The following is a 20,317-nucleotide window of genomic DNA, read 5'->3' on the forward strand; positions in this document are numbered from 1 at the left end:
ACCGGGGACGGGAGGTGGGCGGTCAGTCGCCGTGGCGGGCGCGGATGGCGACGAGCTCGAGGGCGTGGGCGTCGAGGGCGAGGTCCTCGTCGCTCACCGGGGTCCAGGGCGGGGTGGGCACGGCCCGCCGCCGGTCGTCGAGGCCGACGAACACGGTGCGGCAGTAGGTGGTCAGCTCGAGGGCGTCCTCGGCCGAGGTCGGGTCGCCGGAGCGGACGTGCACGCCGACGTGCATCGAGGTGCGGCCGGTGTGCAGCAGCCGGGCCTCGACCTCGACGAGGTGCCCGATGCGCAGCGGCCGGTAGAACCGCACTCCCCCGGTGAAGATCGCGACGTTGCCCGCGCTGCCGGTCCACTGCGTCGCGAGGACGTGGGCGGCCTCGTCGATCCAGCGCATGACGATGCCGCCGTGCACCTTGCCGCCCCAGTTGACGTCGGTGGGCGCGGCGAGGAAGCGCAGCGTGACCCGGGGCGCCGTGCCGGCGTCGGAGTACACCTGCCCGGCCATCGCCGCCTCGACCTCGGCGCGCACGTCGGCCCGGCGCAGCGCCCAGGCCCGGGCGAGCTCATCGGCGGTCGTGCGCGGCACCAGCTCGGGCACGGGGGTGGAGCGGCCCGCGTCGTCGACGGCGACGAAGACGATGAGGCAGCGGGTGGCCGGTTCGAGGGTGCGGGTGCGCGGGCCCCCTGACGCGACGTCGACGCTGATGTGCATCGAGCTCCGGCCGGTGTGGACGACCCGGGCGGTGACCTCGACGAGGTCGCCCACCTCGACCGGACGGGTGAACCGGACGTTGCCGACGTAGGCGGTGACGCAGTACGTGCCGCTCCACCCGGCGGCGGCCGCGTAACCGGCCTTGTCGATCCACTCGAGCACCCGGCCCGCGGACACCGAGCCCGAGTGCCCCGCGTCGGTGGGCGCGGCGAGGAAGCGCAGGGTGATCTCGGCCGGAGGGTGCGCGCGCTCGTCCACGGGCGACATCCTGACAGCCGTGCCCCGTGCGCGTCAGCCGTCGACGACGGGCGGACCGAGGTGCGTCATCGCCTCGTCGACGGTGCGGAAGACCTCGCTCGGTGGCGCGTCGGGGTCCGGGCGCCACTGCGGCAGCTCGTCGGGACCCTCGCTGGGGGCCGTGCTCCCCGGCCCGTACTCGAAGAGCCACCAGAGGCCGTGCCACGGGTCGAGGAAGCGAGCCAGCCGCTGGCCGCCGTGGAACGCGGTGGGCGCCGTGACCACCTCGGCGCCGCGCGCGACCGCCCGCCGGACGACCTCCTCGACGTCGGCGACGTAGACCTGGAGCAGCGCGGGCGTGAAGGCCCACTGCGGCTTGGCGTCGGCGCACATGATCGTGGAGTCGCCGACCCGCACCTCGGCGTGGATGAGCAGGCCGTCGGCGTCGACGCTGTGCGCGGCGAGCGTCTCGCGCCCGTCGAACACCTCCTCGACGAAGGCGATGAACGCGGCGCAGCCCCCGGGGCCGCGGACCGCCGCGAACGGGTTGACGGTGCCGTACCCGGGCGGCAGGTCGGAACCGGTGAGGACGGACGAGGGGTCGATGCTCATCCCCCCAGCGTGCCCTCGACCGCCGACACCGGGCGCCCGGAGGCCGCGAGCGCCCGCAGCCGGCCGACCTGCTCCGGCGTGCCGAAGACGATGAGCGTGGCGCCCGCCTCGAGGACCCGGTCCGCGGGTGGGGACGGCGTGAACGCACCCTTGCGGGGCGCCCGGACCGCGAGCAGCTGGCAGCCGCACGTGCCGGGCACGTCGACCTCGCCGAGGGTGCGACCGACGACGGCGTCGGACTCCCCCAGCCGCACCTGCTCGATGCGCACGTCGAGGTCGTCGTCGTGCATCACCTCGTCGAGGAACTCGGCGACGTCGGCGTGGAGGGCGAACGAGGCCATCCGCCGGCCACCGATGAGCTGCGGGTTGACCGCCCGGGTCGCACCGGCGAGGACGAGCTTGTCCTTGCTGCCGAGCGTGCGGGCCCGGCTGATGATCACGAGGTCCGGGCGCAGGGCCCGCGCCGAGAGCGTGGCGTAGGTCGTCGCGGCGTCGGTGTCGAGGGCGCAGACGAGGGCCCGGGCCCGCTCGATGCCGGCGGCCCGCAGCACGTCGTCGTTCGCGGCGTCACCGTGGACGAAGGGCTCGGTGAGCCCGTCGAGGCGCGTCTCGTCGGTGTCGACGACGACGACCCGGTGGCCGCGGTCGTGGAGGTAGCGCGTCGCCGAGCGACCGACCCGGCCGAAGCCGCAGACGATGACGTGGTCGCGCAGCCGTGCGATGTCGCGTTCCATGCGGCGCCTCCCGAGGTGCTCGCGCAGGTGGCCCTCGGTGACGGCCTCGACGAGGACCCCGAGGTTGTAGAGGACCGTCCCCACCCCGAGGAGGATGAGGACGATCGTGAAGAGCTGGCCGCCCGGGCCGAGGGGACGCACCTCGCGGAAGCCGACCGTAGCCACGGTCGTCACGGTCTGGTACAGCGCGTCGAGGAGCGGGAACCCGAGGGCGGTGTAGCCCACCGTGCCGACGACCGTCACGGCGGCGAGGGCGCTGAGCGCCACCGCGATCCGGCGCAGCGCGTCACGACCCGAGTCGGTGCCGGCGAGGAGGGCCCGGCGCCGGCTGCTCGAGCTCGGCCTGCCCACGACCCCATCGTGGCACCCGGCGCGATGGCCCGTCAGGGGCCGAGCACCGGCGGCGACGTCTCGTCCGTCACGCCTGCTCCCGCCCGCCGGGTCAGTGCGTGTGGGCGGCCTCGGCCATCCGCTCGCGACCGGAACCGAGGACGGTGAGCGGCAGGAGCGTCTTGCCCGTGGGGCCGATCTCGATCTCGGTGTTCATCTGCGGGCACACGCCGCAGTCGAAGCAGGGGGTCCAGCGGCAGTCGTCGACCTCGGTCTCGTCGAGGGCGTCGAGCCAGTCCTGCCAGAGCCACTCCTTGTCGAGCCCGGAGTCGATGTGGTCCCAGGGCAGGACCTCGGACTCCTCGCGCTCACGGGTCGTGTACCAGGCGACGTCGACGCCCTGCGGCGGCAGCTCGCGCTCGGCGGCGGCCATCCACCGCTCGTAGGAGAAGTGCTCCGACCACCCGTCGAAGCGGCCGCCGTCGCGCCACACGGCCTCGATGACCCGGCCGACCCGGCGGTCGCCGCGCGAGAGCAGTCCCTCGACGATGCCGGGCTTGCCGTCGTGGTACCGGAACCCGATGGAGGACCCGTAGCGGCGGTCGGACCGGATGGCCTGCCGCAGCTTGTCGAGCCGGGCGTCGGTCTCCTCGGCACCGAGCTGCGCGGCCCACTGGAACGGAGTGTGCGGCTTGGGCACGAACCCGCCGATCGACACGGTGCAGCGGATGTCGCGGCGCCCGCTGACCTCGCGGCCGGTCTCGATGACCCGCTTGGCGAGCTCGGCGATCTGGAGGACGTCCTCGTCGGTCTCGGTCGGGAGTCCGCACATGAAGTAGAGCTTGACCTGCCGCCAGCCGGCGCCGTACGCGGCCGCGACGGTACGGATGAGGTCGTCCTCGCTGACCATCTTGTTGATGACCTTGCGGATGCGCTCGGAGCCACCCTCGGGGGCGAAGGTGAGCCCGGAGCGGCGGCCGTTGCGGGTCAGCTCGTTGGCGAGGTCGATGTTGAACGCGTCGACGCGCGTGGAGGGCAGCGACAGACCGGTGTTCGTGCCCTCGTACCGATCGGCGAGGCCCTTGGTGACGTCGGCGATCTCCGAGTGGTCGGCGCTGCTCAGCGAGAGCAGGCCCACCTCCTCGAAACCCGTTGCGGCGAGACCGCGCTCGACCATCTCGCCGATGCCGGTGATGGAGCGCTCGCGCACCGGGCGGGTGATCATCCCGGCCTGGCAGAACCGGCAGCCGCGCGTGCAGCCACGGAAGATCTCGACCGACATCCGCTCGTGCACCGACTCGGCGAGCGGCACGAGCGGCTGCTTCGGGTACGGCCAGGCGTCGAGGTCCATGACGGTGTGCTTCGAAACGCGCCACGGCACGCCGGGGGCGTTCGGGGCGACCCGCTGGATGCGACCGTCGGGCAGGTAGGTGACGTCGAAGAACGCCGGCACGTAGACGCCGCCGGTCCGGGCCAGGCGCAGCAGCAGCTCGTGGCGGCCGCCGGGGCGGGCCTCGCGCTTCCAGTCGCCGACGATGTCGGTGATGGCGAGGACGGCCTCCTCGCCGTCGCCCACGACGGCGCAGTCGACGAAGTCGGCGATGGTCTCGGGGTTGAAGGCCGCGTGTCCGCCGGCGACGACCAGCGGATGGCTCTCGTCGCGGTCGCGCGCGTGCAGCGGGATGCCGGCGAGGTCGAGCGCGGTGAGCATGTTCGTGTAGCCGAGCTCGGTGGAGAACGAGAGGCCGAGCAGGTCGAAGTCGCCGACCGGCCGGTGGGCGTCGACGGTGAACTGCGGGACGCCGTGCTCGCGCATCAGCGCCTCGAGGTCGGGCCACACCGCGTAGGTGCGCTCGGCGAGGGCGTCGGGCCGCTCGTTGAGCACTTCGTAGAGGATCATGACGCCCTGGTTCGGCACGCCGACCTCGTAGGCGTCGGGGTACATCAGCGACCAGCGCACCGTCTCGTCGCCGGCGACGTCCCAGGGCTTGACCGTCGAGTTCAGCTCGCCGCCCACGTACTGGATGGGCTTGCTCACCTGCTCGAGCAGCGGCTCGAGGGCGGGGAAGACGGACTGTCCGGGCATCCGTCAAGGGTAGGTGTCGTCCGGCGGGGGCCCAAACCGGCGGTGCCGCGCCCGCCGGGTGGAGTCACGCGACTGCTCTCGGTTGCTCCACCATCGGGAGCAACCGAGAGCACTCGACAACACCCACGTCACCGCCCCTGTCCAGGTCCCCGCAGACGTGCTTGGCTGACGTCCATGAGCGATGACCAGCACGTCGACCTCGTCGTCGTCGGCCTCGGGCCCGGCGGCGAGCACCTCGCGACGGAGGCCGCGCGCGCCGGGATGCGCGTCGTCGGCGTCGACGAGCGCCTCGTCGGCGGCGAGTGCCCGTACTACGGCTGCATCCCGAGCAAGATGATGATCCGGGCGGCCAACTCGCTCGCCGAGGCGCACCGGGTCGGCACCCTCGCCGGCAGCGCCACCGCCACCCCGGACTTCTCGCTCGTCGCCGCGCGCATCCGCGACGAGGCGACCGACGACTGGGACGACGCCGTCGCCGTGAAGCGGCTCGAGGACGCCGGTGTGACCTTCGTCCGCGGCCACGCGCGGCTCGCGGGGCCCGGCGTCGTCGAGGTCGGCGAGCAGCGCTTCGTCGCCGGGACGGGCGTCGTGCTCAACACCGGCACCGCCCCGGCCACTCCCCCGGTCGACGGCCTCGCCGACACCCCGTTCTGGACCAACCGCGAGGCTCTGCGCGCCACCGAGGCGCCGGCCTCGCTCGTCGTCGTCGGCGGGGGCGCCATCGGCGCGGAGCTGGCGCAGGCGTTCTCGCGCTTCGGCACCCGCGTCTCGCTCGTCGAGGTCGCGCCGCGGATCCTCGCCCTCGAGGAGCCCGAGGCCTCCGACGTCGTGGCCCGCGCCTTCGCCGACGACGGCATCCAGGTGCTCGCCGGTGCCTCCATCCGCTCGGTCGCCCACGCCGACGGCCGGTTCAGCGTCGCCGTCACCGACGCCGGGGGCACCGACCTCGACCTCGACGCCGACCGCCTCCTCGTCGCCGCCGGCCGCCGACCCAACCTCGGCGACCTCGGCCTCGAGACCGTCGGCCTCGACCCCTCCACCCGCTCCCTCGACACCGACGAGCGGATGCGCGCCGGCGAGAAGCTCTGGGCGGTCGGCGACATCACCGGCCAGGGCGCCTTCACCCACATGTCGATGTACCAGGCCGGCATCGCCCTGCGCGACCTCACCGGCACCGACGGCCCGTGGGCGAGCTACCACGCGGTCCCGCGCGTCACCTACACCGACCCCGAGGTCGGGTCGGTGGGGATGAGCGAGCAGCAGGCGCGCGACGCCGGCCTCGACGTGCGCACCGGCACCACCGACCTCGCCGCCTCCACCCGCGGCTGGATCCACGGCCCGGGCGGCGCGGGGCTCGTCAAGGTCGTCGAGGACCGCGCCGCCGGGCACCTCGTCGGGGCCACGTCGGTGGGACCCACCGGCGGCGAGGTGCTCTCGATGCTCGCCACCGCCGTCCACGCCCGGGTGCCCACCGCCGTGCTCCGCGAGCAGGTCCTCGCCTACCCGACCTTCCACCGGGCGGTCTCGAGCGCGCTGGCCGACCTCGACGGGTGACCGTGACGCCGGCGGCGGCCCTCGACGCGGCGTTCGCCGCGCAGCCCCGTGAGCGCTTCCTGCCCCCGGAGCGGCGCGCCGCCGCCGGCACCGACGCGCCGCTGGACATCGGCCACGGCCAGACCAGCAGCCAGCCCCGCACGGTCCGCGCGATGCTCGGGCTCCTCGACGTCCGCCCGGGCCACCGGGTCCTCGACGTCGGGTCGGGGTCGGCGTGGACCACCGCCCTGCTCGCCGAGCTGGTCGGCCCGGGCGGCTCGGTCCTCGGCGTGGAGCGCGTGCCCGAGCTCGTCGCCGTCGGCGCACAGCGGCTCGAGGCGTCCGGGGTCCTCCGGGCGACCATCCGGCCGGCGGACCCCGACGTGCTCGGCGCCGCGGCGGACGGCCCGTTCGACCGGATCCTCGTCTCCGCGATGGCGACCCGGATCCCGCGAGAGCTCGTCGACCAGCTCGCGCCCGGTGGCGTGCTCGTCGTCCCCGTGGCCGGCGTGATGACCCGCGTCGAGCGCCCCGGGCGCGCGGGCGCACCCACGGTCACCGAGCACGGCCGGTACCGCTTCGTGCCCCTCGTCGGCGGCTGACGACGTCGCGGGGCGACCCTCAGCCGGCGTAGTGGGCGTCGAGCAGGTCCTTGTACTTGTCGGCGACGACCTTGCGCTTGAGCTTGAGGCTCGGGGTCAGCTCGCCGTCCTCGACCGTGAGGTCGTGCTCGAGGATCGTGAACCTCTTGATCGTCTCCCAGCGGTTCAGCCCGGCGTTCAGCTCGTCGACGTAGCCCTGGACCATCTGGCGGCAGGCGTCGGACGACACGACCTCGGCGTAGGGGCGCCCCTCCATCCCGTTCTGCGCGGCCCAGCCGGCCATCGCGTCGGGGTCGAGGGTGATGAGCGCGGAGACGAAGTTGCGGTCGGCGCCGTGGACGACGAGCTGCGAGGCGTACGGGCACAGGCCCTTGAAGGTCGACTCGATGATCGAGGGGGCCACGTACTTGCCGCCGCTCGTCTTGAAGAGGTCCTTCTTGCGGTCGGTGATCTTCAGGAAGCCACGGTCGTCGAGCTCGCCGATGTCGCCGGTGTGCAGCCACCCCTCGCCGTCGATGGTCTCGGCCGTGGCGTCGGGGTTGTTGTGGTAGCCCTGCATGACGCCGGGACCGCGCAGGAGGATCTCGCCGTCCTCGGCGACCTGCACCTCGGTGCCGGGCAGCGGCCAGCCGACCGTGCCGTAGCGGTAGGCCTTGGTCCGGTTGACGAACGACGCGGCGCTCGTCTCGGTCATCCCGTAGCCCTCGGCGATGAGCATGCCCATGCCGTCGAACCAGCGGGCGACGTCCTGGTTGAGGGCGGCGGAGCCGGAGATGAAGAAGCGGATGTTGCCGCCGAAGCGCTCGCGGATCTTGCTCGCGACGAGCTTGTCGAGGAGGGCGTGCTTGCGCGCCAGCAGCCCGGAGGGGTTCTTGCCCTGCTCGCGCAGGATGCTCACCTCGCGCCCGGTGGCGCTCGCCGCCTTGAAGAGCGTCAGCTTGAGGCCGCCCTCGCCCTCCATCATCATCTGGATCCGCGCGAAGGCCTTCTCGAAGATGCGGGGGGCGGCGCCCATGAAGGTCGGCTTGACGACGGCGAGGTTGTCGACGATCTTGTCGATCCGCCCGTCGATGGCCGTGGCGAACCCGATCTGCAGGGGCAGGGTCAGCAGGTTCTTGCCGAAGACGTGCGCGAGCGGGAGCCACAGGTACTGCACGTCGTCCTCGGTGAGGATGTTGATGGCGTCGGTGGCCGCGCCCTCGTAGGTCCACGCGCTGTGCAGGAGCCGGACGCCCTTGGGACGGCCGGTCGTGCCGGAGGTGTAGATGATCGTCGCCAGCCGGTCGGGGCGGATGGCGTCGATGCGCACGTCGACGGCCTGGGGGTCGCCGGCGAGGTACTCGCGCCCGAGCTGGCGCAGCTGGTCGAAGGTCAGCGTCCAGTCGTCGCCGTCCGGGATCCCCTCCATGAGCACGACGCGGCCGACACCCGGGATGCGGTCGCGGATGCCGCGCAGCTTCTCGAGCTGCTCGGCGTTCTCGGCGAAGACGACCCGCGTGCCGGAGTCGGAGAGGATGAACGCGACGTCGTCGGCGATCGTCGTCGGGTAGATCGTCGTCGTCGCGGCGCCGGCGAGCATGTTCGCGAGGTCCGCGAGGGCCCACTCGTAGCGCGTGCCGGAGGCGATGGCCACCCGGTCCTCGGGCTCGACCCCGAGGGCGACGAGGCCGGCCGCGACCTCGCGGACGACGGCGTCGAGCTCGCGCCAGGTGACGGTGACCCACTCGTCGCCCGACTCGTGGACGACGGCGTGGAGGAAGGCGGGGCGCTCGCCCGAGGCCGCGACGCGGTCGCGGAACAGGTGGGCCACGCTCTGCGCCGGTTCCTCGAGGACGGCGTGGTCGACGGGCTCGTCGGCGGGGGTGTTGATCTGCGGGGTCACCCGGTGCATGGTGCATCGTCCTCGGCATCGGTGGCGTGGTGCCGGAATCCTGTCACACGCCGTGCCCCGAGGGAACGGATCCGGTTACCCGCGGGTCACTTTTCGGTCACCGCCGCGCGGGGCCGGCCCGGGCGGCGTCGACCAGCCCCACCGCCAGCCACGAGGCCAGCATCGAGGAGCCGCCGTAGGAGACGAACGGCAGCGGCAGGCCGGTGACCGGCAGCAGGCCCAGGGTCATCCCGACGTTCTGGACGACCTGCACCGCCAGCCACGTCGCGACCCCGACCCCGACGAGCCGCCCGAAGGCGTCCTCGGCCCGGGCCGCGACGACGAGCACGCGCACGACGAGGACCCCGAGGAGCACGACGAGCCCGGCGGCGCCGACGAAGCCGAGCTCCTCCCCCGCGACCGAGAAGACGAAGTCGTTCAGCTGGTACGGCACGAACCCGCCCTGGGTCCGCGAGCCGTCCATGAAGCCCTGCCCCCACAACCCGCCACCGGCGACGGCCAGCCGCACCTGGCGCACCTGGTACCCGGCCCCCTGGGGATCGGCCGAGGGGTCGGCGAAGGAGGTGAGGCGGGCGCGCTGGTAGTCGCTGAGCAGCGGTGTCGTCAGCGCGAGGACCACCCCGGCGACGACGAGCGCCACCCCGGCCGCCACCCACCGGCGCGGCAGCCCGCCGACGACGACCACCACCGTGCCGGTCGCGGCGAGGACGAGGGCGGTCCCGAGGTCGGGCTGGAGGAGGACGAGCGCCGTCGGCACCCCGAGCACGACGGTCGCGGCGAGCACCTCGCGGCCGCCGGGGTCGCTCCCCCGCTCGAGCCGACCCGCGAGCAGGGCGGCGAGGGCGAGGACGACGCCGGCCTTGGCGAGCTCGGCCGGCTGGAGCGTGAAGCCGGCGACGAGCGGGATCCACGAGCGCGAGCCGTTGACGGTCGTGCCGAGCGGCGTCGGGACGAGGAGCAGGAGGACGACCGCCCCGAGCCAGGCCCACGGGGCGGCGGCCCGCACCCGGCCGCGGCCGGCCCGCGAGACGAGCACAGCGACGGCCAGGCCGACGCCGGCGGTCAGGAGGTGGCGGACGAGGTAGGCCGAGCCCGTCGTGCGCACCGTCGCCGACCACACGAGGAGCGCCCCGACGACCGAGGCCCCGGCCGCCGCGACGAAGAGCCCGACGTCGTGCCGGGCCCAGCCGCTCAGGCGGGAACGATCTTGGTGAGCAGCTCGCGGCACCGCTCGACGTCCCCGGCCATCGCCTCGGTCAGCTGCTCGACGCTCTCGAAGCGCAGCGTCGGGCGGATGTGGTCGACGAACTCGACCATCACGGTCTCGTCGTAGAGGTCGAGGTCGTCGCGGTCGAGGACGTAGGCCTCGACGGTGCGGCGGTCCTCGGTGTCGAAGGTCGGGTTGGTGCCGACGCTCACCGCGGCCGGCATCGTGCGGTCGGGCTCGCCCTCGGCGACGTCGAGGCGGGTCAGCCAGCCGGCGTAGACCCCCTCGGCGGGCACGAGGCCCATCGAGTCGGCGGCGAGGTTGGCCGTGGGGTAGCCCAGGCCGCGCCCGCGGTGGTTGCCGTGGACGACCGTGCCGACGACCCGGTGCGGCCGGCCGAGGATGCGCGCCGCCTCGGCGACCTCGCCGGCCCGCAGCTCGCGGCGCACGACCGTCGAGCTGTACCGCTCTCCGTCGCCGACGTCGTCGAGGGCGATGACCTCGAAGCCGAACTGCTCACCGAGGTCGACGAGCGTGCCGACGTCGCCCGCGTTGCGGTACCCGAAGCGGGTGTCCATCCCGACGACGACGCAGCGGGCGTCGAGGCCGCGGACGAACACCGAGCGGACGAAGTCCTCGGGGGTCTGCTGGGCGAACTCGGTGGTGAAGTCGAGGACGAGCAGGCCGTCGATGCCGGTCTCGGCGATCAGCTCGTCGCGCACGCGGGCCGGGGCGATGAGCTCGGGGGCCCGGTCGGGGTGCAGCACGGCGACGGGGTGCGGGTCGAAGGTGATGGCGACCGCCGGCAGCCCGAGCCGCGCGCCGGCCTCGACGAGGGCGCCGAGCACCGCCTTGTGGCCGCGGTGGACGCCGTCGAAGTTGCCGAGCGTGAGCACGCAGGGGCGCAGGGCCTCGGGCGTGCGGGCAGGGTCGGACCATCGGTGCACGGGGACCACTCTACGAACTCGCGGGGGCGAAGACGACGAGGGACCGCGCGCGCTCGTTCTGCTCGTCGAGGACCGCGACGAGGGAGCCGTCGGGCGCGAACGCGGCGACCGGCGCGGTGCGCCCCGGCGACGCCGACGGGATGCGCTGTCCGTAGCCGAGCGCCCGGGCCTCGTCGGCGGCCAGCGCGCGGGCCGGGAAGGCCGCCCGCGCGGCGTCGGCGAGCGGCAGGGTCGGCATCGGTTCGCCCTGCCGGGCCTCGAGCTCGGCCAGCGGGTGGGCGAGCTCGAGGGTGAAGCCGCCGACCCGGGTGCGCCGCAGGGCGGTGAGGTGCGCGGCGCTGCCGAGGGCGGCTCCGAGGTCGCGGGCCAGGGCGCGCACGTAGGTGCCGGAGGAGACGCTGACCTCGACGTCGACGTCGAGCACCGGGGTGCCCCCGGCGTCCACCGGTCGGAGGGCACCGACCGCGAAGCGGGACACCGTGACCGGGCGCGCGGGCAGCTCGACGTCCTCGCCGGCCCGCACCCGGTGGTAGGCGCGCTCGCCCTTGACCTTGATCGCGCTCACCGCGCTCGGGACCTGCTCGATCTCGCCGGTGAGGGTCGCGACGGCGGCCTCGACGGCTGCCCGGTCGAGCCCTCCTGCGCCGGGCGCCGCGGTGACCTCGCCCTCGGCGTCGTCGGTGACCGTGCCCTGCCCGATGCGGATCGTCGCGGTGTAGTCCTTCCCGGCGCCGACGAGGAAGGTGAGCAGCCTCGTCGCGCGGCCGACCCCGAGGACCAGCACGCCGGTGGCCATCGGGTCGAGCGTGCCGGCGTGGCCGACCTTGCGGGTGGCGCAGAGCCGCCGCGCCCGGGCGACGACGTCGTGGCTGGTCCAGCCGCCGGGCTTGTCGACGACGAGCAGGCCGTCCGGGGTGGGCGCGGCGGGCTCAGCGCTCGCCGGCACCCGGGGCGTCCTCGGCGTCGGCGGCCTCCTCGGCCTCGCGCTCCTTGCGGTAGGGGTCGGCCTCGCCGGCGTAGCGGGCCTCGGCCGCGCTGCGGGCCACCTCGGCGTCGCGCTCGCGCGCCTCCTTGAGCAGGTCCTCGAGGTGGGCGGCGTTCTCGGGGATGGCGTCGGCGATCCACTCGAGCGTCGGGGTGAGCCGGATGCCCAGCTGCTTGCCGACGAACGAGCGCAGCCGACCCTTGTTCGCCTCGAGGAGGCGGGCGGTGGTGGCGCGCTGGTCCTCGTCGCCGAAGACGGTGTAGAAGAGCGAGGCGTGCTGGAGGTCGCCGGTGACGCGGACGTCGGTCACGGTGACGAACCCGAGGTCGGGGTCCTTGACGATGGCCTCGAGGTTCTCGGCGGTCACCGTGCGGATCCGGTCGGCGACCTTGCGGGCACGGGCTTCGTCGGCCACGGCTCCTCCTGGGCTGCGCTGGGCGAGGGCCCCACGGCGGTGGGGCCGTCCAACCCTAGGTCACCGGATGGTGCGACGCGCACGGCACCGGCTGGCTACCATCGACGGCATGAGGACCGCAGGGGTCGGGGTGGTGCGTGGTGCACGCACCCTGCTCGCCCTGCTCGCCGTCCTCGGGGTCTCGGCCGCGGCCCACGAGCTCGGGGGCGGTCACGTGCCCGGGGCGCTGGCCCTCGTCGTCCTCGGTGTCGTCCTCGCGCCCGCCACCTGGCTGGCCCTCGCCCGTCCCCGCGGCCCGCTCGCCCTCCTCACGCTGCTCGCCGGCGCGCAGGTCGTCGTGCACGTCGGCCTGGCGTCGATGGCACCGGGCGTCGGCGCGCGCGCCCCGATGCCCGGGCACGACCACCTGCCCGCCGGCCTCTCCCCCGGCTCCGCGGCGGTCATGCCGGAGATGGGCCACGCCGGTCCCTCGATGCTCCTCCTCCACGTCGTCGCCACCCTCGCCCTCGCCCTCCTGCTGTCGCGGGTCGAGGACGTGCTGTGGCGCGTGGTCTGCGCCCTCCTCCCGCGGGTCGCCGCCGTCGTGCACCGACCCGCCCTCGTGCGCCTCGCCGTGGCCGCCACGGCACCCCGTCCCGCCGGCCGGGCCCCTCGGCCAGTCGGGGGACGGGCGCCACCCGTGGCCCTCGCCCGAGCCTGACCCGTTCACATCCCCCGGGTCGGCTCCGAGCCGGCCCGCGCCGTGTCACGGGCCGGCTCGCCCTCCCGTCAGCGCTGTGAACCCCGGTGGCCCCGAGCCACCCCCAGAACCGTTGGAGACCTCCGATGCACCACACCCTCCCCGCGACTCGCCGGGTCGCCCTCGTCGCGGCCGTCGCCGCCCTCACCCTCGCCGCCGGCGCGTGTGGCTCCTCCGAGTCACCCGCTGCGGACGCCTCGCCGACCGGTGCCGCCCTCGTCGTCGACGACGGCTGGGTCAAGGCCGTCGACGAGACGGCCTCACCGTCGGCCTCCTCCTCCCTGGAGATGGACATGTCCTCCCCCAGCCCGTCCGCGAGCGGGATGGACGGCATGGACGGCATGGACATGTCGATGCCGATGAGCGCGATGTTCGGCACCCTGCGCAACACGACCGACGAGGACATCACCATCGAGGGCGGCAGCACGCCGGCCGCCGAGATGGTCGAGCTGCACGAGACCGTCAAGAACGCCTCCGGCGAGATGCAGATGCAGCCCAAGCAGGGCGGCTTCGTCGTGCCCGCGGGCGGCACCTACGTGCTCAAGCCCGGCGGTGACCACGTGATGCTCATGGGCCTCACCGGTGCCCTGCGCAACGGCGCCGAGGTGAGCGTCACGCTGCGCACCTCCGCGGGTGAGTTCGCCCTCACCGTGCCGGTGCGGGCCTTCTCCGGCGCCGAGGAGACGTACGAGCCCTCGCCGTCCTCGTGACGGACGCCGAGAACGCCCCGGACCGCGCGGCGGCGGGTCCCCGCCGCCGCGCCGTCCTGCTCACCGGGCTCGTCGGCGCCGGGGCCGGAGTGGCCACCGGCGCCGGCGCCGCCCTGGCGCGCGGGCGGGAGGCCCCGCCGGCCGACGACCGGCTCCAGCGGGCCCGGGCGAGCGCCCGGGCGTTCCGCGGCGAGCACCAGGCCGGGATCCTCGAGGCCCCGCCGCCGCACGCCTCCTTCGTCGCCCTCGACCTGCGCGAGGACGCCGACCGCGACGCCGTGCGCCGGCTCCTCACCGTGTGGACCGACGACGTCGAGCGGCTGATGGCCGGGCGCGGGCCGCTCACCGACCTCGAGCCCGAGCTGGCCGCCGTCCCCGCGTCCCTCACCGTCACGGTGGGGGTCGGGCCCCGGGTCGTCGCCCTCGCCGGGGCCGAGAAGCCGTCGTGGCTGGCCCCGCTGCCCGCGTTCCCCGAGATCGATCGGCTCGAGGACGCCTGGTCCGGCGGCGACCTGCTCCTCCAGGTCTGCGCGGACAGCCCGACGACGGTGTCGCACGCCCAGCGCCGGCTCACCGCGGCGGTCGCGGACCTCGCGACCGTGCGGTGGGTGCAGCGCGGGTTCCGGGAGCCGTTCGAGGGACCGGGCCTGCCGATGCGCAACCTGCTCGGGCAGGTCGACGGCACCGTGCAGCCCGACGTCACGGGCCTGGACGCCGGGCTGCTCTGGGTCGGTGACGACGGACCCGCGTGGCTGCGCGGCGGGTCGTCGGTCGTCGTCCGGCGGATCGGGATGAGGCTCGACGCCTGGGATCGCGCCGACCGCCTGTCCCGCGAGAACGCCATCGGACGGCGGCTCGACACCGGGGCGCCGGTCACGGGTGGACGGGTCGACACGGCGGCCGACCTCGAGGCGAAGGACGAGCTCGGCTTCCACGTCGTCGACGACGCGGCCCACCTGCGCCGGGCCCACGCGACCGCGCCCCACGAGCGCTTCCTCCGGCGGCCGTACTCCTACGACGACGGCACCGGCGCCGAGACCCGCGCCGGCCTCGTCTTCGTGGCCTTCCAGGCCGACCCGGTGCGCCAGCTCGTGCCGGTGCAGCGCCGGCTCGCCGAGCTGGACCTGCTCAACCTCTGGACCGTGCCGGTCGGGTCGGCGGTCTTCGCGGTGCTGCCCGGGGCGCGGCCCGGCGAGGTGCTCGGCGAGGCCATGTTCGCCTGATCAGCCCAGCCGGGAGCTGACCCACTCGGCGTCGGTGGTCGCTCGCTCGGCCTCGCAGTCGAGGCCGAGGTCGGCGATCTCGCGCAGGCTCGGTGCCGCGCGGACCAGGTGGGCGAGGTGCACGAGGCGCATCTCGCCCGTGTCATGGCCGGACGCACCGCAGTGCAGGCTCCAGTCCTCCCCGCGCTCCGGGTCAGCCTGCCGAGCCATCCAGAGGATGGCGCTCCCGTCGTCGACGACGTGCGTGCAGGAGAATGCCTTCCGGTCCGGCGGGACGGGGAAGGGCCATGGTGGGTCCTGCTCCAGCCCGGCCGGCAGCGTCATGGGCTCACGCCACGCCGGCGGCTGGAGCTCATCGAGGTCGGCCGGCGCCCCGGGCTGCCAGGCGAACAGCCCCGTGCGCGTGGGCCACACCAGCTGCAGGGCCTCCGGGGCCCGCCGGTGGAACCAGCCCGACCACAGCACAGTCTCCTCCAGCGCCTCGTCGGTGACCTCCGTGAGCACCACGGGCGCCCCGGCCAGGACGTCCTCCAGCACGTCACCGGGACGCAGCCGCCGTCCACGCATCACCCGCTGCGCGACGTCGTTGAGCATCCTGTGCATGAGGCCCGGGTCGAGCCCGGACACGAGCAGCTCGGGGTGCCCGCAGCGGTGTCCGAGCCCGACGGTGTAGGCGAACGGCGGGCCCGCGTCCTCACCGTCGTCCGTGTGGTCGTCGTGATGGGGGTCGTCGCAGCCCACGGCGTCGGACACGAGCAGCACCTGCCATCCGTGCCTGAGCACGGTGTCGATGGTGTGTCGGTCCTGCGCTTCGTAGGCGTCGTCCGGGCGGCAGACATGGCAGTCGCAGCCCGGCGCCGCAGGCAGCGGCCCCATCCAGTGGTCCTCAGGTCCCGGCACGGCCCCTCCTCCGGCGGGTTGTCCCGCGTCGCGGCCAACCTAGCCGGATCGCCCACCGGCCCTGCGCAGTTGTGCACAGGCTCCGCCGTCCCTACCGGTCGAGAGACGAGAACATGCCGTGCACCCGGTCGGGTGCACGGCATGTTCTCGTCGTTCGTCGGGATCAGGCGCGCGGCTTCTCACGCATCTCGTAGGTGGTGATGAGGTCCTCGAGCTGGAGGTCGTTGTAGGACCCGAGGTTGATGCCGCACTCGAAGCCCTCGCGGACCTCGGTGACGTCGTCCTTGAACCGGCGCAGACCGGCCACCTCGACGTTCTCGGCGACGACGACACCCTGACGGGTGATGCGCGCCTTGGTCCCACGCTTGATCTCGCCGCTGCGGACGATGGAGCCGGCGATGTTGCCGAACTTGCTCGAGCGGAAGATCTCGCGGATCTCCGCCGAGCCGAGCTCGACCTCCTCGAACTCCGGCTTGAGCATGCCCTTGAGCGCCTGCTCGATCTCCTCGATCGCCTGGTAGATGACCGGGTAGTACCGGATCTCGACGCCCTCGCGCTCGGCGACCTCGGCGTTCTGGCCCTCGGCCCGCACGTTGAAGCCGATGATGATCGCGTTGGACGCCATCGCCAGGTTGATGTTGTTCAGCGTGATCGCGCCGACGCCGCGGTCGATGATCCGCAGGTCGACCTCGTCGCCCACGTCGATCTGCAGCAGGGCGTCCTCGAGCGCCTCGACCGAACCCGACACGTCACCCTTGAGGATGAGGTTGAGGGTGTCGACCTTGCCCGCCGCGAGGGCCTCGTTGAGGTCCTCGAGCGAGATGCGCTTGCGGGCCTTGGCCAGGCTGGCCTGGCGGTCGGCGGCCTCGCGCTTCTCGGCGATCTGGCGCGCGGTGCGGTCGTCGGGGGCGACGACGAAGGTGTCGCCGGCCCGCGGGACCGAGGACAGACCCAGCACCTGGACCGGACGCGACGGGGTCGCCTCCGCCACGTTCTGGCCGTGCTCGTCGAGCATGGCGCGGACGCGGCCGTGGGCCGAGCCGGCGACGATGGCGTCACCGACGGTCAGCGTGCCGGACTGGATGAGGACGGTGGCCGTCGCACCGCGACCCTTGTCGAGGTTGGCCTCGATCGCGACACCACGGGCGTCACGGTCGGGGTTGGCCCGCAGGTCGAGCGCGGCGTCCGCGGTGAGCAGGACCGCCTCGAGCAGGGAGTCGATGTTCTGCCCCTGCTTCGCGGAGACGTCGACGAACATCGTCTCGCCGCCGTACTCCTCGGCGACGAGGTTGTACTCGGTCAGCTGCTGGCGGATCTTGCTGGGGTTCGCACCCTCGACGTCGATCTTGTTGACCGCGACGACGATCGGCACGTCGGCCGCCTGCATGTGGTTGAGCGCCTCGATGGTCTGCGGCATCACGCCGTCGTCCGCCGCCACCACGAGGATCGCGATGTCGGTGACCTTCGCACCACGGGCCCGCATGGCGGTGAACGCCTCGTGACCCGGGGTGTCGATGAAGGTGATCGGACGGTCGACGCCCTCGTGCTCGCGGTGGATCTGGTACGCACCGATGTGCTGCGTGATGCCACCGGCCTCGCCGCCCGCGACGTCCTCGTTGCGGATGGCGTCGAGCAGACGCGTCTTTCCGTGGTCGACGTGGCCGACGACGGTGACGACCGGAGGACGGGCCTCGAGGTCGTCGTCGTCCTCGGAGTCGACACCGAACTCGAGGTCGATGTCGAAGGAGTCGTAGAGCTCGCGCTCCTCCTCCTCCGGCGAGACCATCCGGATGTCGTAGCCGAGCTCGGTGCCCAGGACCTTGAAGGTGTCCTCGTCCAGGCTCTGGGTCGCCGTGGCCATCTCACCGAGGTGGAACAGCACGGTGACGAGCGACGCCGGGTTGGCGTTGATCTTGTCCGCGAAGTCCGTGAGGGACGCGCCCTGGCGGATCTGGACGACGGTCGAGCCGTCGCCGCGGGGGACGCTGACGCCGCCGATCGACGGAGCCTGCATCTCCTCGAACTCGAGGCGCTTGGCGCGCTTGGACTTGCGGGCCCGGCCCGGACGACCGCCACCGCGGCCGAACGCACCCTGGGTGCTGCCACGACCACCGCGGCCACCGGGACCACCCGGACGACCGCCGAAGCCGCCGCCACCACCGGGGCCACGACCGGCGCCGCCACCGGCACCGGGACGACCGCCACCGCGGGCCGGACGCTCGCCCGGACGCGCGACCGCGCTGCGGTCGGGCATCATGCCCGGGCTCGGGCGCGGACCGCCCGGACGCGGGCCGGCGGCGCCACCGGGGCCACCCGGGCGCGGACCGCCCGGACGGCTCTGCGGACGCGGCATGCCCTGGCTCGGGGCGAAGGGGTTGTTGCCGGGGCGCGGGGCACCCTCGCGGGCGCGACCCATCCCCTGGCTCGAGGCGTACGGGTTGTTGCCCGGACGCGGACCCGCGGGACGCGGGGCCGGTCGGGGCCCACCCGGCGTGGCGCCACCCTCACGCGCGGCCGGAGCCGGTGCGGCCTCGGCGGCCGGCGCCTGGGGCGCCGGGGCGGCGGGAGCCGGAGCGGCGGGGGCGGGCGCCTGCGGAGCGGGGGCGGACGGCGTGGCGGCCGCCGGTGCGGCGGGCGCCTGCGGGGCCGGGGTGGCCGGAGCCGGGGACGCCGGAGCCGGAGCAGCCGGCGCGGCGGCCGGGGCCTGCGCGGCCGGCGCAGCCGGGGCCGGGGCGGCCGGAGCCGCCTTCTTCGCCGGGGCCTTCTTCGCGGGGGCGGGGGCCGCCTCCGCGGGGAACTTCTCGTTGTAGCGCCGGACGACCGGGGCCTCGATCGTCGAGCTGGCGCTCTTGACGTACTCGCCCATCGCGTTGAGGCGCTCGAGGACGACCTTGCTGGTCTCCCCGCGTTCCTTCGCGAGTGCGCTCACACGGACTTTAGACACATCTCTCCTGTCCAGGTCCGTGCCGGGCGGCGCGGACCGTCGTTACAGCTGGGGGGTGCTCATCGCTGAGTACTCATCGGGTGCTCATCGCGTAAAACCCGCTTCCGGTCTTCGTGCTGATCTGTCGGTTCCCCCTGCGCGAGGTCCGCGACCCACCGGACCACCTCGGAGACGTCCGGGCCGGTGCTGGCTCGCAGCGCGCGGCCGAACGCCTTGCGGCGGACGGCGAGGTCGAGGCACGAGACGCTCGGGTGCAGCCAGGCGCCGCGCCCCGGGCGACGGCGCTCGGGGTCGGGGACGACGGCGAGGCCGTGCTCCCCCTGCCCGAGAACCACTCGCAGGAGTGCCGACCGGCTATCCGTCCCACGACACCCGATGCACGTGCGCCCGGGTCCCGCTGGCCGGAGTCCAGTCCGGTCGGTCGCCACCAGTCTACCGCCTATGCGGGCCCGGGCGTGTCGCCGGCACCCTCGGGGGCGGCCTGCGCGGCCTCGGTGTCGGCCCGGATGTCGATGCGCCAGCCGGTGAGCTTGGCGGCGAGCCGGGCGTTCTGGCCTTCGCGGCCGATGGCCAGCGACAGCTGGTAGTCGGGGACGACGACGCGCGCGGCCCGCAGCTGCGGGTCGACGACCTGGACGGCCGTGACGCGGGCCGGCGACAGGGCCGCGGCGATGAACTCGGCCGGGTCCTTGCTCCAGTCGACGATGTCGATCTTCTCGCCCTGGAGCTCGGCCATCACCGCGCGGACGCGGCTGCCCATCGGGCCGATGCACGCGCCCTTGGCGTTGAGCCCCGGCACGGTGGAGTGCACCGCGATCTTCGTCCGGTGGCCGGCCTCGCGGGCCAGGGCGGCGATCTCGACGCTGCCGTCGGCGATCTCGGGCACCTCGAGGGCGAAGAGCTTCTTCACGAGGTTCGGGTGGGTGCGCGACAGCCCGATCTGCGGTCCGCGCAGGCCGCGCTTGACGGACACGACGAAGGTGCGCAGCCGCTGGCCGTGCGGGTAGCTCTCGCCGGGCACCTGCTCGGCGGCGGGGAGGATGCCCTCGACGGTGCCGAAGTCGACGAGGACGTGCTGCGGGTTCGCGCTCTGCTGGACGATGCCGGCGACGATGTCGCCCTCGCGGCCCTTGAAGTCGCCGAGGATGGCGTCGTCCTCGATGTCGCGCATCCGCTGGACGATGACCTGCCGGGCGGTGGCCGCGGCGACGCGCCCGAAGCCGGTGGGCGTGTCGTCGAACTCCGGGCCGACCTCGCGGCGCGGGCGCGCCGGCTCCCCGTCCTCGTCGACCTCGCCCTCGGCGGCCGGCACCTCGACCTCCTCGCGGGCCCAGATGACGACGTGGCCCGACGAGCGGTCGAGCTCGGCGCGGGCGTGCCGGTAGTGGCCGTCGGTGCGCTGGTAGGCGAGGAGCAGGGCCTGCTCGATCGCGGGGACGATGACGTCGAGGGAGATGCCACGCTCCCGCTCCAGCGCGTGCAGGGCGGCGAGGTCGATGTCCACGGG

At 74.1% G+C, this 20,317-nt stretch carries 18 protein-coding genes; 5 read left to right on the plus strand and 13 right to left on the minus strand.

All coding sequences use genetic code 11. The annotated features are described in order from the left end of the window. Positions 1 to 22: 22 nt before the first annotated feature. The 4 genes from JQN70_RS08135 to JQN70_RS08150 form a co-directional block, all read right to left on the minus strand. Complete coding sequence (locus JQN70_RS08135; RefSeq protein WP_204130820.1) at positions 23 to 982, minus strand: acyl-CoA thioesterase; 960 nt, start codon at positions 980 to 982, stop codon at positions 23 to 25. Positions 983 to 1,006: 24 nt separating this feature from the next. Beyond that, positions 1,007 to 1,564, minus strand: coding sequence for a VOC family protein (locus tag JQN70_RS08140; protein WP_204130821.1), 558 nt, complete (start codon positions 1,562 to 1,564; stop codon positions 1,007 to 1,009). Then, positions 1,561 to 2,649 carry a potassium channel family protein gene (locus JQN70_RS08145; RefSeq protein ID WP_204130822.1) on the minus strand — a complete coding sequence of 363 codons (1,089 nt, stop codon included), beginning with the start codon at positions 2,647 to 2,649 and terminating at the stop codon, positions 1,561 to 1,563. Before JQN70_RS08145 ends, JQN70_RS08140 begins: the two co-directional genes overlap by 4 nt. A gap of 91 nt (positions 2,650 to 2,740) precedes the next feature. After that, on the minus strand, positions 2,741 to 4,714 hold the full coding sequence (locus tag JQN70_RS08150; protein WP_204130823.1) for a TIGR03960 family B12-binding radical SAM protein: 1,974 nt from the start codon (positions 4,712 to 4,714) through the stop codon (positions 2,741 to 2,743). Positions 4,715 to 4,888: 174 nt separating this feature from the next. Between JQN70_RS08150 and JQN70_RS08155 the strand changes: the two genes are divergently transcribed. Both JQN70_RS08155 and JQN70_RS08160 read left to right on the plus strand, forming a co-directional pair. Continuing rightward, positions 4,889 to 6,268, plus strand: coding sequence for a dihydrolipoyl dehydrogenase family protein (locus JQN70_RS08155; protein ID WP_204130824.1), 1,380 nt, complete (start codon positions 4,889 to 4,891; stop codon positions 6,266 to 6,268). A 2-nt stretch (positions 6,269 to 6,270) separates the two neighbouring features. Next, entirely contained in the window at positions 6,271 to 6,849 is a 579-nt protein-coding gene (locus JQN70_RS08160; protein WP_204130825.1) for a protein-L-isoaspartate O-methyltransferase family protein, read from the plus strand. A 19-nt stretch (positions 6,850 to 6,868) separates the two neighbouring features. On the opposite strand, the gene JQN70_RS08165 is transcribed toward JQN70_RS08160, so the two are convergent. The 5 genes from JQN70_RS08165 to rbfA all read right to left on the minus strand — a co-directional run bounded on the left by JQN70_RS08165 (position 6,869) and on the right by rbfA (position 12,294). Then, a complete protein-coding gene (locus JQN70_RS08165) occupies positions 6,869 to 8,740 on the minus strand; it encodes an AMP-dependent synthetase/ligase (RefSeq protein ID WP_204130826.1) in 1,872 nt (623 codons plus the stop codon). 97 nt (positions 8,741 to 8,837) lie between these two features. Continuing rightward, on the minus strand, positions 8,838 to 9,968 hold the full coding sequence (gene rodA / locus JQN70_RS08170; RefSeq protein WP_204130827.1) for a rod shape-determining protein RodA: 1,131 nt from the start codon (positions 9,966 to 9,968) through the stop codon (positions 8,838 to 8,840). Then, complete coding sequence (locus JQN70_RS08175; RefSeq protein ID WP_204130828.1) at positions 9,932 to 10,894, minus strand: bifunctional riboflavin kinase/FAD synthetase; 963 nt, start codon at positions 10,892 to 10,894, stop codon at positions 9,932 to 9,934. Before JQN70_RS08175 ends, rodA begins: the two co-directional genes overlap by 37 nt. Positions 10,895 to 10,904: 10 nt before the next feature. Then, the gene (gene truB / locus JQN70_RS08180; protein WP_204130829.1) at positions 10,905 to 11,840 is read right to left on the minus strand and encodes a tRNA pseudouridine(55) synthase TruB; all 936 of its coding nucleotides are present in this window, start codon (positions 11,838 to 11,840) and stop codon (positions 10,905 to 10,907) included. Further along, positions 11,824 to 12,294 carry a 30S ribosome-binding factor RbfA gene (gene rbfA / locus JQN70_RS08185; protein ID WP_204130830.1) on the minus strand — a complete coding sequence of 157 codons (471 nt, stop codon included), beginning with the start codon at positions 12,292 to 12,294 and terminating at the stop codon, positions 11,824 to 11,826. Before rbfA ends, truB begins: the two co-directional genes overlap by 17 nt. A gap of 109 nt (positions 12,295 to 12,403) precedes the next feature. Here rbfA and JQN70_RS08190 point away from each other — a divergent pair, with 109 nt between their 5' ends. The 3 genes from JQN70_RS08190 to JQN70_RS08200 all read left to right on the plus strand — a co-directional run bounded on the left by JQN70_RS08190 (position 12,404) and on the right by JQN70_RS08200 (position 14,966). After that, on the plus strand, positions 12,404 to 12,994 hold the full coding sequence (locus tag JQN70_RS08190; RefSeq protein ID WP_204130831.1) for a hypothetical protein: 591 nt from the start codon (positions 12,404 to 12,406) through the stop codon (positions 12,992 to 12,994). A 125-nt stretch (positions 12,995 to 13,119) separates the two neighbouring features. Beyond that, positions 13,120 to 13,743: a copper chaperone PCu(A)C gene (locus JQN70_RS08195; RefSeq protein ID WP_204130832.1), complete on the plus strand. Its 624-nt coding sequence runs from the start codon at positions 13,120 to 13,122 to the stop codon at positions 13,741 to 13,743. After that, complete coding sequence (locus JQN70_RS08200; protein ID WP_204130833.1) at positions 13,740 to 14,966, plus strand: Dyp-type peroxidase; 1,227 nt, start codon at positions 13,740 to 13,742, stop codon at positions 14,964 to 14,966. The genes JQN70_RS08195 and JQN70_RS08200 overlap by 4 nt, the downstream gene beginning before the upstream one ends. Here the strand turns inward: JQN70_RS08200 and JQN70_RS08205 are convergent, their stop codons facing one another. The 4 genes from JQN70_RS08205 to nusA all read right to left on the minus strand — a co-directional run bounded on the left by JQN70_RS08205 (position 14,967) and on the right by nusA (position 20,314). Beyond that, on the minus strand, positions 14,967 to 15,866 hold the full coding sequence (locus JQN70_RS08205; RefSeq protein WP_204130834.1) for a DUF4262 domain-containing protein: 900 nt from the start codon (positions 15,864 to 15,866) through the stop codon (positions 14,967 to 14,969). Positions 15,867 to 16,029: 163 nt separating this feature from the next. Next, complete coding sequence (infB, locus tag JQN70_RS08210; RefSeq protein ID WP_204130835.1) at positions 16,030 to 18,810, minus strand: translation initiation factor IF-2; 2,781 nt, start codon at positions 18,808 to 18,810, stop codon at positions 16,030 to 16,032. Between the two features lie 59 nt (positions 18,811 to 18,869). Then, positions 18,870 to 19,238, minus strand: a complete 369-nt coding sequence (locus JQN70_RS08215; RefSeq protein WP_307835866.1) for a YlxR family protein — start codon at positions 19,236 to 19,238, stop codon at positions 18,870 to 18,872. A gap of 11 nt (positions 19,239 to 19,249) precedes the next feature. After that, positions 19,250 to 20,314: a transcription termination factor NusA gene (gene nusA / locus JQN70_RS08220; RefSeq protein ID WP_204130836.1), complete on the minus strand. Its 1,065-nt coding sequence runs from the start codon at positions 20,312 to 20,314 to the stop codon at positions 19,250 to 19,252. Between the last annotated feature and the right edge of the window lie 3 nt (positions 20,315 to 20,317).

The sequence above is a fragment of the Phycicoccus sonneratiae genome, from assembly GCF_016887965.1.
Lineage (GTDB): Bacteria > Actinomycetota > Actinomycetes > Actinomycetales > Dermatophilaceae > Phycicoccus > Phycicoccus sonneratiae.

Coding starts and splice junctions, on each gene's coding strand:
- JQN70_RS08135 (WP_204130820.1), bottom strand. CDS start 982: ATGTCGCCCGTGGACGAGCGCGCGCACCCTCCGGCCGAGATCACCCTG.
- JQN70_RS08140 (WP_204130821.1), bottom strand. CDS start 1,564: ATGAGCATCGACCCCTCGTCCGTCCTCACCGGTTCCGACCTGCCGCCC.
- JQN70_RS08150 (WP_204130823.1), bottom strand. CDS start 4,714: ATGCCCGGACAGTCCGTCTTCCCCGCCCTCGAGCCGCTGCTCGAGCAG.
- JQN70_RS08155 (WP_204130824.1), top strand. CDS start 4,889: ATGAGCGATGACCAGCACGTCGACCTCGTCGTCGTCGGCCTCGGGCCC.
- JQN70_RS08165 (WP_204130826.1), bottom strand. CDS start 8,740: ATGCACCGGGTGACCCCGCAGATCAACACCCCCGCCGACGAGCCCGTC.
- JQN70_RS08190 (WP_204130831.1), top strand. CDS start 12,404: ATGAGGACCGCAGGGGTCGGGGTGGTGCGTGGTGCACGCACCCTGCTC.
- JQN70_RS08195 (WP_204130832.1), top strand. CDS start 13,120: ATGCACCACACCCTCCCCGCGACTCGCCGGGTCGCCCTCGTCGCGGCC.